Source organism: Lactiplantibacillus herbarum, assembly GCF_001039045.1.
In the GTDB taxonomy this organism is placed as follows: domain Bacteria; phylum Bacillota; class Bacilli; order Lactobacillales; family Lactobacillaceae; genus Lactiplantibacillus; species Lactiplantibacillus herbarum.
In genome coordinates, this window is sequence record NZ_LFEE01000024.1 from 1 (window position 1) to 14,342 (window position 14,342).

The following is a 14,342-nucleotide window of genomic DNA, read 5'->3' on the forward strand; positions in this document are numbered from 1 at the left end:
CGAATGTCAAAGTATCCAAACACGTTCTGATGAATTTTCAGTTGGATTGATGGGAATGTTGTTTATTGAGGAGAATGGCCATATTCCCTATTCATACAGAGAACTGTCCTATCAATACGGGGTACCATTCGACGGAGATTAGTATAAATTAATTTGGAGGAATTATGGAAACTTTTGCCGAGATAATGTTCTTCATCTCATTGTTGATATTTATATATTTTATATGTCGGGGAATTTTCAAACTTATTAAAGGAGCTAGCTCAAAACAATCTTTTAAATACGGCTTGATTGCTCTCGCTGCATCTTTTCTATTTGTTGTTGTAGGATTGATAGCTAATCCAGTTAAAAACACAGCAAGCAGTAAGGACACGATAGCACACTCGAAAAAAACCAGTACGTCAACGATTGAAAGTGCCGATAAAAATTCTAACAAAAGGCATTCGAACAAATCAAGCAGCAAAAGAAGTAATTCGAAGAAGGCTGCCTCAAAAAAAACAAGTAGCATCAAAAAGAAGTCTTCCAACAATAATAGTGACACTAAGAAGACTGTAGCTAAAAAAGCTTCAAGCGAAAATAAAGCTAGCGCTAAAAAAACAAAGAAAAAAGTATACAGTTTTAATAAAATTAAGCTTGGCATGACAAAGTCACAAGTAATTTCCATTATGGGGAAGCCCACAGACGAGAGCTCAAGTACGCTTATGTATGGATCTGATGACTTAGATTTTGAAAATGATAAATTGTTTGATGGATCTCCTGATAAAATTCATAAAGCTGCTATAAAAAAAGATAAGGCTGAAGCTAAGGAATCTAGCAAGAAAAGAGTAAACGAAGGTGACCTAAAATCATTTGCTAAGGTTTTTGGGCAAAAAGACGTCGAAACTTTACAAAAATACGTTGGCTCTGCATATTCGTCTATAGAAACTTCACAGGGAATGGCTTATGGGTGGAAAACCGATTACGGTATGCTTTACAGATTAGATGATAGTAGCACCGGCATCACTCACGTATATAAAGATGGTCTTGGAGACTCTGGTACACAACTGTATGTCGGTCAGACCATCAAACAAAAACAACGTAGAAATTATTATTACTATAACTAGGAGGAAGATATGTCTATTATTCTCACATGGTTAATAATTATTATCGCTATTATGTACTGGATTTTAAATAAGTTCGTTAAATTCATGACAATGGGACATCTCAAACTAAAGGATTTAATTCGTGCAGGCCTTTGGTCAATGATTGGAATTTTCATCTGGAAAAAGTTACACCCAAATGAAGATATACCAGACCGTTTTAACTCAGAAATTAATAAGTATAAGGAACTTCTCGCACAGACACAGAAAAATCACGATAAGAATTAATATTGCTAGGGAATACTAAAAAGCTATGTCCAATAAGCTGATCGACATTAAAAGCTGTTAAAAGAGGAGGAACTTCAGCATGAAGACAAAGAATTTAGCGCTTACCAACGGAATCGTGGGATTAGTTGGCGGAATCATCTTATTATTTGGGGGCTGGTTTGTCGCTGGTGGCGCCCTAAGCGATGCGGCAACTGGATCAGCAACAAGCACATCAGGTACAGTGGCTCTGTTAAACATTTTAAAAATTGCCATTTTAGCATTAGGCATCATTGCATTAATTTATTATAAAGGCGATTCAAGAGTAAATACTGCACCAGGTGTTTTACTAATTGTCGGCGGCGCAATCGCACTTATTCCATTCTTAGGTTGGATTGGCGGAATTATCGCAATTATTGGTGGTTCTTTATATTTAGCTTCCCTAAAGAACTTTAATCAACCACAACAATAACACAATGCACTATTTTGAAGGATATACCTCAGGTGTCAAAGGCGTATTAGGTGCGAACTTTAACGTTACTTTCACCAATGGAACATTGAGTGGTAAAACTCAATCTGGTATGAAATAGCAATTTATAACTGGCCCTTGATTGGGCTTTCACGCGAGCGTAGTTCAACGGTAGAACAGTACTCCTTTGAATTGCTAACTAGATACTTTCAGATGCAGGTTCGACCCCTGCCGCTCGCATAGAGATTCTTAACTCAATCAAACACAGGAGAATCACCAATGTTCAATTCTTTAACTTATTTTTTAAAAAGCCTGTCCTCTATTAAGTGGAGCACTGAGCTATTATTTGTGGCAATTATATCAGCATTAATTGCATATTTTCTCTATAAAAAGCTTCATCACTAATTGATTACAAACGTGGGTGTAGTTCAACGGCAGAACGGCAACTTCTTATGGGATACCCTTCCTTTATTTCTTATTGCCATGCGGGTTCAACTCCTGCCACTCACATTGACCAGTCAGGATGTCATTAAAAGCTAGGAGTTGGGACTACTTATAATTCGGGGAATTATTGTTATTGGGGAATAACATATTTTGGAGGGATTACTTTGGATATATTTTTTACATTTATGTTTCTTGTATCTTTAATTGCGTTAGCTTACTTTTCAATTCGTGGGGGAATTCATCATTTCACAAAAACAGGTGTTAATCGTCCATACAAAAAATACACCTTAATCTCAGTAGGACTAACAATCCTATTCTTAGCATTAACGGTTTGGGCCGCCCCTTCTGGCACAGCAAGATCGAGTACATCACAGTCAGATACAGCCTCAAGTAGCAAAGCAAAGAAAAGTTCAGCAAAAGATGCATCGAAAAGAAAGGCTAGTATCAGTAAAGCTAACTCTATTAAGGAGAAGGAGTCATCTGAAAGCGCCCTATCAAGTAGCAAAGAAGAATCTGAAAGTATTGCTGCCTCCAAGTCTGAATCCAAAGAGAATTCAGAGAGTATGGCTAGTTCTGAATCCGAATCAAGCAAAAAGCAGTCTGAGGCAGAAAGCTCTTCAATAGCTAAAGCCAGTTCAGAATCATTAGTTGCTAGCTCGTCATCAGCTAAAAAAGCGAGCGAAACAAGTAAAACAGACAATGCTTCCTATACACAAAATGGTGGTTGGACTACTGCTGCTTCTGGTATGGTTTTTGTATCAGACTCCAATAAGTACTACACCAGCGTTAAAAATCCAGGTAATTACCAATATATGACCCAGAGTGCTGCTGATAATTCTGGTGCCAAGCCAGCACCACGGGGCAATCAATACGCAAGACCATAACAGGTCCAAGCCCTCATCGGGGCTTTCACGCGAGCGTAGTTCAACGGTAGAACGGTGCTCCTTTGAATTGCTAACTAGATACTAACAGATGCAGGTTCGACTCCTGCCACTCGCATTGACCAGTCAGGATGTCATGAAAAGCTAAGGGTCGGGATTACTTATAATTTATTTCTCATTACTGAGGAATAAATTATTATTACTACAACTAAGAGGTGGACAAAATGGGATTGTTGAAACGAAAACCAGAATTCATCATTACTGGTCAAACCCCAGACGACTATGTTCCAATTGGAATTGTCACAGGAATTGCTAATGCAGGAACATTAGGTAAAGGCGAGATTAGATCAGCAATAGAAAAAGCCCAAAAAGATTTGTGGTCAGAAGCTATTAAACTTGGCGGTACGGCAATCTCTAACTATCGTATTTCCCGAGCTCCCAGTGGTAACGCATCGCTATCTGCACAAAGTATCATAGTTTACGGCGACGCAATTAAAAAAGTATAACAGCAACCCCATATTGGGCTTTCACGCGAGTGTAGTTCAACGGTAGAACAATTATTTGCACACTTCTCATAGGTCTCACATCCTATATTGATGTAGGTTCGACTCCTGCCGCTCGCATTGTAACAAATAACCCATACTACCGCTTACTTTAGTACCTACATCACGTGGGCGTAATTCAATGGTAGAATAACGATTTCAGCCCTTCTCTCTCGTTTGAAATTGTTATGTAGGTTCAATCCCTGCCACCCACTTTTAAAAGAAAGAAGGTAAGATTATGGATAAAGATATGTCGAAATATGAACTCATAGATAACATTACTAATGACTTAACCTCTTTTATTAATCTGTATGCTTTCGTTTATCTTACAAAAGATAGCTACTCAAGGAAAGAATGTGGCCGCATAATCCAAGGAATGGAAAGAGATATGGTTGATCGTCTTAAGCAAAAATAATTGTAGGTACATTCTAATTAACTGTTGAGCCGACCAAAACCCATTGTTGGCTCTTATGCGAGTGTAGTTTAGTGGTAAAACGACAGCCTTCCAAGCTGTAGTCGCGGGTCCGATTCCCGTCACTCGCTTAGTAAAAAAATTTATTTTAACAAAAATCAAATTAATATTGTATATACTAATGTGGGGATTAAAGTATGAATAATAAAGACACTTTTGAAATTTTAACAATTCCAGATGACACAAGTTACTGGTTAGTTCGTGCTGATGGTGGAAAATATCTAGATGACTACATTGAAAATTCTTTCATTTCGATTGCACATAATCAGGTAACTATCGAGTCAATCCACTCCGATGATAGCCCCAAAGATGGTCTAAAAAACCCAGATATCCATCAAATGTACATTGATTCTTATCCTCATCAAACAAAACATTGGCAGACGATTGCCTCGTCTCAATGTTTTGAATTTATTAATAACATGAAAATTGGAGATGTTGTTCTTACACCTGGTAAAAGTTCTGATTATTTTGCAATAGGTGTTATTACAGGAGATCCATTTGATGCTGATAAATCAAAATTAAGAACAAAAAAAGAAAACTCCGGACCCAATGGAATTCAATATAAAGTCGATCAAAATCTAAAACGGCGAAACGTTACATGGATGAAAACAATACACAGATCATCACTCCCCGGCGAACTTTATTGGATTTTGTCTGCACATCAAGCAATTTTTAATATTTCAAGTTACGCGGAATACATTGATCCTTTAATATTTCCTCTTTTTCAAAAACATAAAAAAATTCATTTAACCGTCTACACCACATTAGAAGACGATTTAACTCTTGCAAATTGGCAAGGTATTGTCGAAATGGCAAAAGACGAACAGTCTAATTATTTACACCAAGTAGAACTACAAGCAGACGTTCATTGTCCGGGCACCTTAGTATTTATAACTGGTCAGGAAAACATACAAGCAATTGTAAACATCATTCACACAGTAGCTAGTCTTGGAGGGAATCAAGTAATTACTTTTGGTGGAATTGTTACTTTAATCTCTTTAGTAATTGGGAAAGAGGGGAAGAAAAAAGGCATTCTGAATTGGTGGGATGATTACCGAATCTCGCACATACAAAAAAAGGCCGAACTTAAACGTCTCAAACAAGAAACAAAAAATGTTCCTGATGAAGTGAAGAATATCAAACCTCAGATCAAGGATGTTGGAACCGTAATTTCACACGAAAACCTAAAATTGAAGGAAAAGCCAGAGAATGATCAGGAACCAGAGAAATAAATATCGGAATAACAAGAATGGAAAATATCCAAATGGCAAAGGGAATATAGCTATGAATTAGCGGCCACAGTATTAATGCAATGAATGTCGACTCCATTGACGTTAACATAAGATATGCTACTACCTTCTTCATAACCTTCACTTCCTTTCTTCCACTTACATATGATTACACATATCATATATAAAATAAACAGCACTTTACTACTTTAGTGCTTTTATTTTGGCACATAAAAGAACATACGTTTGGAAATGCCAACCTATTGTTATTTCCAGTTGGGAGGAATAAAACATGTCAGTAACCAAACTTAATAATGGTAAATGGCAAGCCCGTGTCTCTTATAAAGATGATGACGGTAACTATAAGTCGGTTACTCATTTAGAAAAGCGCAAAACTGACGCTGTTGAGTGGGAAACTAAAACTAAGAATGCTCTGCTGGAAGGTGCTGACTTATCACGTAGCACCGAGAGTCTAAAGCACTACTTTCTTGATTGGATCAGAATTTACAAAACTGACGGCGTATCGCGTCATACTCACGAGCTGTATATGGGCAACTGGCGTCACATCTCCGCGTACTTTAAGGATCAACCTATGAGCGCAATTAAACGTCCAGATTACCAGAAGTTTCTGAATGAATTTGGCCGCAGTCATGGAATTGCCACATCTCACAAGCTTCATCAACAAGTACACACTGCAATCAAGGACGCCGTAGCTGATGGCATTCTAAAACGAGACTTTGCTTACAAGGCACACGTCACTGGACGCCCTCCTAAGCCCGTAGAGGAAAAGTATTTGACGTTGTCCGATTATCAGAAGCTACGTAAATACCTCATTAAAACAGCTGACTATGACCACATGACTATGCTGATGATGCTGTTTCAACTAGAAACTGGAACCAGGTTCGAGGAGGCTGCTGGTCTAACGTGGGATAATTTGGATTTGAATAATGGAATAGTTCACATTAAACAGCAGTGGGACGCCCGTAGACAGACTTTTCGTCCAACTAAGGGAAATGGACAGGCCGATGGAGATATAACCATAGGACCCGCCTACTGTCGTTTTATGAGGAGCTATCGTAATGCGCAGAAAGATTATTTAGAATTACACGAAATGAAGAATCCTAAGAACCTCGTATTTTGGTCCAAACTAGGAAAAATAGTGGGCAATGGGAATGCAAACGAAGAGCTAGGACGTATTTGTAACCGTCTAAAGATCAACAAAGTTACAACACACGCCATGAGGCACACACACGCTTCGATTCTTATCCTAAATCATGAGTCCCTTCCCTATGTTCAACATCGCCTTCGACATCAAAAACTAGAAACGACCGTTAACACCTACGTCCATCTTATTGAAGAAGAAAACGGCGTGTCAGATAAGAAGGCTACCGAGCTAATGGACGAAGGATTTTAAAAATGATAATTTTATGATTGCTGTAGTCCTTGTGCCGCAAGGGATTACAAAATCATTTGTTAATTTTTCTTCCAAAAACTGCTATATTTTGGCTACTTTTTTCGTTTTTGGAAGAATCGTGGAAGAACATATCGTGTTTGAGTGGTTTTCGAGTGTAAAACAAAAGCACCAAAACGCCTTTATATCAGCGTTTTGGTGCTTTGTCGTTTCTCTATATTTGTCGCCTTATCACCCGCACGGGGATCGAACCCGTAACCCCGCCTTGAGAGGGCGATGTCTTAACCAATTTGACCAGCGGGCACAAATTCACTTATTATCTTACCGAATGATTAGCAAGTTGTCAAATATATTATGACTGCCGTAACCGGAAAATAGTCACTATCACCAGGCCCACAAAGAGTATCAGACAGTAGATGACACTACACCAAAATACAAAGGTCAGTAATGTCGTCAACAGAAATGTTCGCATCACGGCCAAGCCAATTGCCGTCACCGCCCACACCACTAATTGTTGCCGCAAGTGATTGAATAATCGGGTTAATTCTTCTTTGGACACCGCTACTCCCCTCCTCCTTCAAGTATGTTCAACGCTATCATCTTAATTTACAAGCGCTTGTAAAAAAGATTCAAAAAACAGGCACAAATTCCCCGTCAAAGCTTGACAGTCTAGGCGCTAAAAGTTAAGATTAAATAGTTGTTATTGGGTATTCGCCAAATGGTAAGGCAACGGACTCTGAATCCGTAATTTACTGGTTCGAGCCCAGTATACCCAATCAGTTTCAAATCGGATAAAACAGTCTAGTAATTATACTAGGCTGTTTTTTTATGCTCCCATCTTACCTCAATAATACTCCCCTAGCACTCGATTATGAACAACTGCCTCAGCCATTGCGTTAATACCCCTGCGCTCTCATGACCATGTGGTTAACTCTTGCGCATAACTAGCTAGATAACTGGACTTTCACACAGTCGCCTGCCCTTTTTCAATTTTCTGAACAAAAACCGGTTATGCGGCCTCATTCGGGTTTATAATAGTTAGTGTAGACTATCTGTATAGCCCTGTAAATATGTTGGTTGTTTTAAAGTCATTACAAAGGAGATAATATTGTTGGTATACAAAGATGTATTTGGTATCGATCACAATGATTGTCACATTGTTCAGACGCGGCACGAGTTTAACCGTATCTTTATTGTTGAAAATGAAGTGGGCTCTCGTTTTACCTGCATTCAGAAAGACGCCCCCCTCGAAAAGAAGATGTCGGGACACTGGAAATACGCCAAAGCTAGTGATGCACCTAGAAACTATGCCGTCCCTTACAAGGCCCGGAAAAGCTAACAACCGTTGAAAAGAGGATTATGATGCGGCGATATCAACCGTTCACCAACCCTAATGGCCGGGTGCTTCGCTCGACCAATCAAACCACGAACCCGTATTACGGTCAACGTGGCGCTGATTGGATCAAGGACACCAATGCTTCATTATTTAACGCTCAACATGAGCATTCACAAGCTAAAAGCCACTTTGAGTATCACGTTACTAATGTCACTCATCACATCGTATGGGCCATTGTAGCCATTCTGGCGATGCTCGTTGGCGGTTTCATTCTATACTCATTAGCAATCAATTTCTAATCAAAAAGCGGTTCGACTGAATTTACTCAGTCGAACCGCTTTTTGATTAACCCTTAATTTCTTTAGTATCTACTAGAACTTTGCTAACCATTCGGAGTTCATCGGTTAATTCCGACGTCCGAATGCGACCAAATTCATCTAAAAACTTACCAAGTCGTTCTTCATTAATCTTTTCAACGACCCGTGCTAATTTCTCACCTTTTGGCGTTAACGTTAAGTAACGATAACGACGATCATAAGGATCAATACTTAGCACAATCAAATCATTATTAATGAGATAAGTCAGCTTTCTTGAAATAGCTGAAGAAGAAACATGGCGGTCAGCTGCCAGTTCTTTCACCGTAATCCGGTGGTCCGTCCTATGGTCAAGGTAGTAGAGAATTAGGAATTGTTCAAATGAAATGTCAGTGTCGGTCACCATTGTTTGAATGATCTCGCGCAAATGACTTTCGAGCCATGACATGCCAACTAAAACTTTCTCGAACAATTCTGCATCATCATACTTGGCCTTTTTACCCATGGTATTAGTCTTCATCATTTTTCAAACCCCATTCATGCGTCACGGTCAAGCAGTAATCAACAGTCGTGTGACTAGGCACGATCTTGTGCTGCTGGCATCACTGTGATTTCAAGATCACGTGTCATCTGCTTTTCAATAGCAGTCTGAACATCACGATCCGTTACAACGAGGCTCGTTAACTTACTCTTACCACTGATAATATCTTGAACATGTTGATCTTCCAAATCGTTTGCAGAAACGATTGGTAAGACGTGGAAGGTATCGCTGGTTGCTTTCAAGCATTGATCGTAGAGTGGTGAATTAACACCCATAACTAAGACGCTTGCTTGTTTTTGCAAGACAGTTGATAACCACCAGTTTAATAATTGCGCTTCAGAATGGAAGACGTTAGTAATTGCTTCTTCCTTATTAACTAATTGAATTGATAATTCGTGGTTACTACCATATTGCTTAACCATTGCTAATGAACGATCAGGACGGTAGAAGTTTTCCAACGTTACTTGTGAATTGTTCGTCCGATCGAGGTATTGCGTTACTGATAAGAAACCAGCAGCATCATACACGTCACGACGAGTTGCAATTGCACCGTTGTAGTAAGTCATGTACCAGATCAAACCGTTCTTCCGGTACTTCATGGACATGATCATCGTACCTTCATCATCAGCAATCGAAACGATTTGTTGATCTGAATTACGTTTGTATTGCCATGCTGGATTGTCAGGTAATTCTGGCTTCGTCTTAGCAACATCACCAGGTACCTTTGATTGGATCGTGTAGTACATGTTATAGAGACCAGTATGCTTGTCAACTAGGCCTTCTGCTTGGTAGCTATTCCAGATGTCTGGCAAGCTATCGTTGTAGTTAACCGTGATGACGTTAGCTGAATCTTTAACTTCGTTGTTCAATAAGCCCATGATCATTTCCATAGAAGCTTTTTCTTCACCAGATAATGATTGAATTAAATCATTACTGAATAAGAAGTATTGAGCTGATTGGTCAAATTCGACTGGTGACACCAAGTGAGTCGTCCCGTAATCCGACTTTAACTTCGTATCGATACCCTCGATCTTCTGTTGTAAGCCAGTTACGATAGTTGCATTTTGATCATAGTCATGTTGTAAACGATTGATTTTCTGATTAATTAAGTTCAGTGCCCGGGCTTGTTCATCCTGCGCATTCTTTGTCTTGCGATCGTACGCAACCAAAGCATCCTGCGCGGTATGTAAGTCTTTTTCCGCAGTGGTGATGGCATGTTCCTTACGTGAACGTTCGCGAGTTTCAGTCTGTTCGCGCTTCTGGAGTTTCACGAGTTCACTATTGATTGCATCACTCTTTTGATATAGGTCTTGAGCTTGCTTTTCTTGTTGCTTCATCAAAACGAATAATTTCTTTAAATCTTGTTCGCTTTGAATAGCTTTACGCATGTCTGCTTCATTTTGACGTAAGTCAGCTAATGATTGTTCAGATTCCGTAATCTTCTTTTCTAAGGACTTGATCGTTTGATCGCCCTTAGCTAAAGCTTGCTTAGAATCATCATAACGTTTCTGAGCAGAAGTAATCTTAGTAACCATACCTTGGCGTTCTTCAGTATTAACAGAAACGGTCTTGTCCTGTTGTTTTAAAGTCCCCTTAGCATCTTTTAACTGTTGTTCTAAGTTTAACTGCTCAGCAACTAAGCTTTCGTATTGGTGCTTTTCGTTCTTACGATCTTGAACTAATTGAACCTTTAATTCACTACGCAATACTTGGTACTGTTGGTTAAGATTAGCCATTTCTTCTTGAATTGACGCACTATTCTTCGCCGAATTTTGGCTAGCACGACGCTGGCTGACACGGTTCTGCCCCTTAACTGAGCTGTCGCTAGTTGGACGAGCACCCGCACCGGAACGAACGTTAGGTGTGGTACTACTCTGGGTTGCTGTTGTTTCTGGTTTCTGGGCCGCAACGGTTGAAGTCGCCGTTGCGCGCTCAGAATGACTCGTATAATCCTCATTCTTATCATTGCGCTTGTTGTTGAACATCTTCATAATGCAACTCCTCCATAAACTTGATTGTTTGCTCAAAGAGTAGAAAGGTCAGACACTGACCTTTCTATCCGTTCAGCAAATAATCAAGTTACTCTAAATTATTATGCTTCATTTTTGCGACGTGAAACGCCAAAGTACAGAGCTGAACCCATCAATAAGGTTGAAAGACCAAGAACAGCTAAAGCAGTTCCATTTTCGTCTTCGCCAGTTTGAGGTAAAGTCTTGGCATCGGTAGTCGTCTTAGTTGTAACAACTGGTGATAATGAAGTTGCAGCCGTTGCAGGCACAACGCCATTAGTACCATTGCTAGTAGTAGCGTCAGTAGTTACTTGATCGCCAGTTGCAGTAGTGGTTGGGGCACTAGTAGTAGAACCAGTGTTGCCGTTATCACCAGTGCTTGGTGTCGTAACAGGAGCCGTAGTACTAGTTCCACCGCCGTTGTTACCATTGTCGCCAGTACCAGGTGCGGTAGTTGGGGCAGTTGTAGGTGCGGTTGTAGGTGCAGTAGTAGTACCGCCATTATCAACACCGTAAGTTAACGTAATGGTTGCGTCATCAGCAACAGTACCAGTCAAGGCACCATCAGCAGACTTGTAAGTGTAACCAGAGATTGAAGGAGCTGTGACAGTATAAGTGTCGCCAACTTTGTATTCAGTCGTGGTAGCAGTCTTGATAACTTTACCGTTAGCATCAACATACTTAACCGTGATGGTCTTCTTTTGATCAGTTGGTGTAACCGTACCGTTAGCTTTGTATACTAACGTAATCGTGTTACCGTTGTAACCGATCGTTCCGGCAATAGCATCACCAGTTGAGTGGTCATACGTGTAACCAGCAATTTCAGGAGTACCAACAGTGTAAGCATCGCCAACCTTTTGTGGTGTTACACTAGCAGTCTTGATAACTTTGTTGTTTTCATCAACATAATTGATGGTCAAGTTAGCTTGGTTGTCAACTGGAGTAGTTGTATCCTTCTTGTAAGTTAAGGTAATTGTTAAGTTACCATCAACCGTACCAGTTAAGGCAGCATCAGAAGAAACATACTTGTAACCTGCAATAGTTGGGTTAGTGATAGTGTACGTGTCACCGTTGTTGTAGTCTTTAGAAGTTGCGGGATACCCATCAATTTCTTTACCGTTTTCGTCAACATACTTAACAGTAACTTTTGATTGTTCTACTGGAGTTTCATCTGCTTCGTAAATGAATGTAATATTATTTACGCCAGCATTTAATACTTGAGCACTTGGAGTACCTGCTACTAGCGAGCCATCATTAACTTTGTAACCAACATACTTGTAACCTGTAATAGTTGGGTTAGTAATTAAGTAAGTACCACCCGCTTGAGTAAAGGTACCATCTGCACCTTGGTTGATAACTTTTTTATCAGCTAACTCAGTACCGTCAGAAGTTTCATAGTGAGCAACTAACCCAGTGCTTTCAACATAGTATAAAATAATATTAGTACCATCAGCGGCAACTTTACCTGTAAGATCAACTGAAGAACCAACGTATTCATAACCATCAATGACAGCAGGCGTTACTGTATAATTGCCATCAACTTTACCACTCTTGGTAACTTTGCCAGAAATATTCTTGATAATTGGCTTATTATTGCTATCCGTACCAACAACAAGTTCGTACGTTACGTTAACATCTGCAGCATCTTCAGCTGGAGTTGTAGTTGTTGTGTTTTCAGTAACTGTAGTAGTGTAACCCCAGCCGCTGTCTTTTGTAGTATCATTAACAGCATTTGGAATGCTACCAAATGTTAATCCACTATTTGAGGCACTCGTACCCGTTGTTGCAGTATTAGCAGTAAAGACATAGTTCAATTGAACATAAGTATTGTCTTTAATACTATCTGCATAAACAATACCAGGCATTCCGACAGCAGTTATATTAGTAGTCGTACCGCCAGTGATCACACCATTAGTAAGGGTATTCCCAACAGTATATGATTTTAACGTCCATGTGCCAACAGTAGAAGCCACAGTGCCGTCAATTGAAAATTGACCATTAGCATTAGTCCAGTTTACGTCAGTATTCTTAGTTAATGTAATGGTAACATCATAAGTAGATCCGGCCTTTGTAGCAAAATTAGTGCCATCAATTGCTGAGCCCATTTGTTCGCCAGTATTCCCAGCGGCATTAGCAACCGTACCACTACCACTTTTAACAACAGTAGAAGTAGTTGAAGAAGTAGCACTTGATGCTGGCGTAGTAGCAACTGATGCATCACTAGTTACAGCAACATTAGCATCTGAAGTTGGTGCCGTTACAGTAGGTGCAGTTTGAGCAACACTACTTGCAGTTGAAGTCGTGTCCGCAGCAGCCTTAGTTGCAGCTAAAGCAGTTGCTTGGGCTGCAGCTTGCGTGCTTTGAGTAGTAGTCGTGCTACTTGCTGGCGTCGTTGCACTTTGTTGTGCAGCTGAGCTAGTCGTGCTAGTCGTTGAACTTACAGCAGTAGAAGCAGCAACTGCAGCAGTCTTAGCAGCGGCAGCAGCACTGGTCGTTGATGCAGAACTGGCATCTGATGACGCAGCTGAAGAGTTTGCTGTAGTGGTGTCAGCTACTTGCTCAGTAGTCGTTGCATCACTAGTAGTTGTCGTATCAGCTGATGCGTTAACATTAGCAAATACAAGGCCTGCAGCTAAAGCTAAAGTAGTAGCTCCGGCGTAAACCCAACGTTTCCCATCTTTATACATCTTTACCCGATAAATTGAGTCACTAGTTACTTTTTGATTGTCTTTTGACATTTTGAATATCCTCCCAAACACCACGATCTTCCCGTCTAACTAAAATGATGGGTGACAAATCGCTTGCCAGCCCATCATCTCAGTCACGCGTTAATCGTGTCGTGTTTATTACACCATAACGGCGTTGTTGGCATTTCAGTTATTTTTTAAACGAAGCTTAGCCTTTGATAGCTGCGATTACGTTTAAGATGAAGCTGTGTAAGCCACCAAAAATGTCGTTTGAAACACTTGAAGTGTATGATGATGTGTGTGTTCCTGGTAAAATATGGAAATCATTGAAAAAGCTCATGAGATATTCCCCTTTATAATTGTAAGTTTAATTAATTATGCTTTAACTGCAGCAATAACGTTTAATACGAATTGGTATAAAGTACCAAATGGTTGGTTGCTAACAGAACTAGTGTGTGATGAAGTGTGCGTACCTGGTAATACGTGTAAGTCACTGAAAAATCCCATAGTAATATCCTCCCTCATTATTAATATAATAGCAAGTAATAAATTAATTGCTTAATTGATTTATTGGTTTAAATAAATTTACTTCTTGAAAGCTGCGATCAAGTTCAATACGAAACTGTGGAAACCACCAAAGATATCGTTTGAAACGCTTGAAGTATAT

The 14,342-nt window shown here is 39.8% G+C and carries 15 protein-coding genes, 8 tRNA genes and 1 pseudogene; 18 read left to right on the forward strand and 6 right to left on the reverse strand.

All coding sequences use genetic code 11. The features are described from left to right. The first annotated feature begins 164 nt into the window (after positions 1-164). From ACG95_RS09045 to ACG95_RS09090, 15 genes and pseudogenes are all read left to right on the forward strand, one after another. Positions 165-1,100 (forward strand): hypothetical protein, encoded by a 936-nt coding sequence (locus ACG95_RS09045; protein WP_021732646.1) that lies wholly within the window; start codon positions 165-167, stop codon positions 1,098-1,100. A gap of 9 nt (positions 1,101-1,109) precedes the next feature. Further along, positions 1,110-1,364 (forward strand): hypothetical protein, encoded by a 255-nt coding sequence (locus ACG95_RS09050; RefSeq protein ID WP_021732647.1) that lies wholly within the window; start codon positions 1,110-1,112, stop codon positions 1,362-1,364. A 79-nt stretch (positions 1,365-1,443) separates the two neighbouring features. Then, positions 1,444-1,812 (forward strand): hypothetical protein, encoded by a 369-nt coding sequence (locus tag ACG95_RS09055; RefSeq protein ID WP_003642781.1) that lies wholly within the window; start codon positions 1,444-1,446, stop codon positions 1,810-1,812. A 19-nt stretch (positions 1,813-1,831) separates the two neighbouring features. Continuing rightward, a pseudogene (locus ACG95_RS14770) lies at positions 1,832-1,930 on the forward strand (DUF3862 domain-containing protein); the annotation flags it as partial. A gap of 33 nt (positions 1,931-1,963) precedes the next feature. Further along, a tRNA-OTHER gene (locus ACG95_RS09060) sits at positions 1,964-2,049 on the forward strand. A 177-nt stretch (positions 2,050-2,226) separates the two neighbouring features. Continuing rightward, positions 2,227-2,319, forward strand: a tRNA-OTHER gene (locus ACG95_RS14405). Between the two features lie 98 nt (positions 2,320-2,417). Continuing rightward, a complete protein-coding gene (locus tag ACG95_RS09065) occupies positions 2,418-3,137 on the forward strand; it encodes a hypothetical protein (RefSeq protein WP_021732649.1) in 720 nt (239 codons plus the stop codon). Between the two features lie 29 nt (positions 3,138-3,166). Further along, positions 3,167-3,252: transfer RNA gene (locus tag ACG95_RS09070), tRNA-OTHER, on the forward strand. Between the two features lie 106 nt (positions 3,253-3,358). Next, on the forward strand, positions 3,359-3,640 hold the full coding sequence (locus tag ACG95_RS09075; RefSeq protein WP_003642779.1) for a hypothetical protein: 282 nt from the start codon (positions 3,359-3,361) through the stop codon (positions 3,638-3,640). Positions 3,641-3,665: 25 nt separating this feature from the next. Beyond that, positions 3,666-3,757, forward strand: a tRNA-OTHER gene (locus tag ACG95_RS14410). Between the two features lie 47 nt (positions 3,758-3,804). Continuing rightward, positions 3,805-3,891, forward strand: a tRNA-OTHER gene (locus ACG95_RS14415). 23 nt (positions 3,892-3,914) lie between these two features. Further along, on the forward strand, positions 3,915-4,091 hold the full coding sequence (locus tag ACG95_RS14610; protein WP_003642778.1) for a hypothetical protein: 177 nt from the start codon (positions 3,915-3,917) through the stop codon (positions 4,089-4,091). Positions 4,092-4,148: 57 nt separating this feature from the next. Continuing rightward, positions 4,149-4,219: transfer RNA gene (locus tag ACG95_RS09080), tRNA-Gly, on the forward strand. 66 nt (positions 4,220-4,285) lie between these two features. After that, positions 4,286-5,380 carry a hypothetical protein gene (locus tag ACG95_RS09085; protein WP_021732650.1) on the forward strand — a complete coding sequence of 365 codons (1,095 nt, stop codon included), beginning with the start codon at positions 4,286-4,288 and terminating at the stop codon, positions 5,378-5,380. A 289-nt stretch (positions 5,381-5,669) separates the two neighbouring features. After that, on the forward strand, positions 5,670-6,791 hold the full coding sequence (locus ACG95_RS09090; RefSeq protein ID WP_021732651.1) for a tyrosine-type recombinase/integrase: 1,122 nt from the start codon (positions 5,670-5,672) through the stop codon (positions 6,789-6,791). Positions 6,792-7,019: 228 nt separating this feature from the next. Here the strand turns inward: ACG95_RS09090 and ACG95_RS09095 are convergent. Together ACG95_RS09095 and ACG95_RS09100 are read right to left on the reverse strand one after the other, a co-directional pair. After that, positions 7,020-7,092, reverse strand: a tRNA-Glu gene (locus tag ACG95_RS09095). A 48-nt stretch (positions 7,093-7,140) separates the two neighbouring features. Beyond that, positions 7,141-7,347: a hypothetical protein gene (locus ACG95_RS09100; RefSeq protein ID WP_048000216.1), complete on the reverse strand. Its 207-nt coding sequence runs from the start codon at positions 7,345-7,347 to the stop codon at positions 7,141-7,143. 145 nt (positions 7,348-7,492) lie between these two features. Between ACG95_RS09100 and ACG95_RS09105 the strand changes: the two genes are divergently transcribed. The 3 genes from ACG95_RS09105 to ACG95_RS09115 all read left to right on the forward strand — a co-directional run bounded on the left by ACG95_RS09105 (position 7,493) and on the right by ACG95_RS09115 (position 8,423). After that, positions 7,493-7,564 (forward strand) — tRNA-Gln (locus ACG95_RS09105). Between the two features lie 329 nt (positions 7,565-7,893). Continuing rightward, the gene (locus ACG95_RS09110; RefSeq protein ID WP_048000217.1) at positions 7,894-8,127 is read left to right on the forward strand and encodes a hypothetical protein; all 234 of its coding nucleotides are present in this window, start codon (positions 7,894-7,896) and stop codon (positions 8,125-8,127) included. Positions 8,128-8,147: 20 nt separating this feature from the next. After that, a complete protein-coding gene (locus tag ACG95_RS09115; RefSeq protein ID WP_237756482.1) occupies positions 8,148-8,423 on the forward strand; it encodes a hypothetical protein in 276 nt (91 codons plus the stop codon). Between the two features lie 46 nt (positions 8,424-8,469). On the opposite strand, the gene ACG95_RS09120 is transcribed toward ACG95_RS09115, so the two are convergent. From ACG95_RS09120 to ACG95_RS14895, 4 genes are all read right to left on the reverse strand, one after another. Further along, positions 8,470-8,961: a MarR family winged helix-turn-helix transcriptional regulator gene (locus ACG95_RS09120; RefSeq protein WP_048000219.1), complete on the reverse strand. Its 492-nt coding sequence runs from the start codon at positions 8,959-8,961 to the stop codon at positions 8,470-8,472. Between the two features lie 53 nt (positions 8,962-9,014). Next, the gene (locus ACG95_RS09125) at positions 9,015-10,970 is read right to left on the reverse strand and encodes a coiled-coil domain-containing protein (RefSeq protein WP_048000220.1); all 1,956 of its coding nucleotides are present in this window, start codon (positions 10,968-10,970) and stop codon (positions 9,015-9,017) included. A gap of 101 nt (positions 10,971-11,071) precedes the next feature. Further along, positions 11,072-13,726: a MucBP domain-containing protein gene (locus ACG95_RS09130; protein WP_048000221.1), complete on the reverse strand. Its 2,655-nt coding sequence runs from the start codon at positions 13,724-13,726 to the stop codon at positions 11,072-11,074. 324 nt (positions 13,727-14,050) lie between these two features. Next, on the reverse strand, positions 14,051-14,182 hold the full coding sequence (locus ACG95_RS14895; RefSeq protein WP_152668319.1) for a hypothetical protein: 132 nt from the start codon (positions 14,180-14,182) through the stop codon (positions 14,051-14,053). Between the last annotated feature and the right edge of the window lie 160 nt (positions 14,183-14,342).

What these genes read in the sequence shown, in the direction of transcription:
- ACG95_RS09045 (WP_021732646.1), top strand. Translation starts at nt 165, where the DNA reads ATGGAAACTTTTGCCGAGATAATGTTCTTCATCTCATTGTTGATATTT.
- ACG95_RS09050 (WP_021732647.1), top strand. Translation starts at nt 1,110, where the DNA reads ATGTCTATTATTCTCACATGGTTAATAATTATTATCGCTATTATGTAC.
- ACG95_RS09055 (WP_003642781.1), top strand. Translation starts at nt 1,444, where the DNA reads ATGAAGACAAAGAATTTAGCGCTTACCAACGGAATCGTGGGATTAGTT.
- ACG95_RS09075 (WP_003642779.1), top strand. Translation starts at nt 3,359, where the DNA reads ATGGGATTGTTGAAACGAAAACCAGAATTCATCATTACTGGTCAAACC.
- ACG95_RS14610 (WP_003642778.1), top strand. Translation starts at nt 3,915, where the DNA reads ATGGATAAAGATATGTCGAAATATGAACTCATAGATAACATTACTAAT.
- ACG95_RS09085 (WP_021732650.1), top strand. Translation starts at nt 4,286, where the DNA reads ATGAATAATAAAGACACTTTTGAAATTTTAACAATTCCAGATGACACA.
- ACG95_RS09090 (WP_021732651.1), top strand. Translation starts at nt 5,670, where the DNA reads ATGTCAGTAACCAAACTTAATAATGGTAAATGGCAAGCCCGTGTCTCT.
- ACG95_RS09115 (WP_237756482.1), top strand. Translation starts at nt 8,148, where the DNA reads ATGATGCGGCGATATCAACCGTTCACCAACCCTAATGGCCGGGTGCTT.
- ACG95_RS09120 (WP_048000219.1), bottom strand. Translation starts at nt 8,961, where the DNA reads ATGATGAAGACTAATACCATGGGTAAAAAGGCCAAGTATGATGATGCA.
- ACG95_RS09125 (WP_048000220.1), bottom strand. Translation starts at nt 10,970, where the DNA reads ATGAAGATGTTCAACAACAAGCGCAATGATAAGAATGAGGATTATACG.
- ACG95_RS09130 (WP_048000221.1), bottom strand. Translation starts at nt 13,726, where the DNA reads ATGTCAAAAGACAATCAAAAAGTAACTAGTGACTCAATTTATCGGGTA.
- ACG95_RS14895 (WP_152668319.1), bottom strand. Translation starts at nt 14,182, where the DNA reads ATGGGATTTTTCAGTGACTTACACGTATTACCAGGTACGCACACTTCA.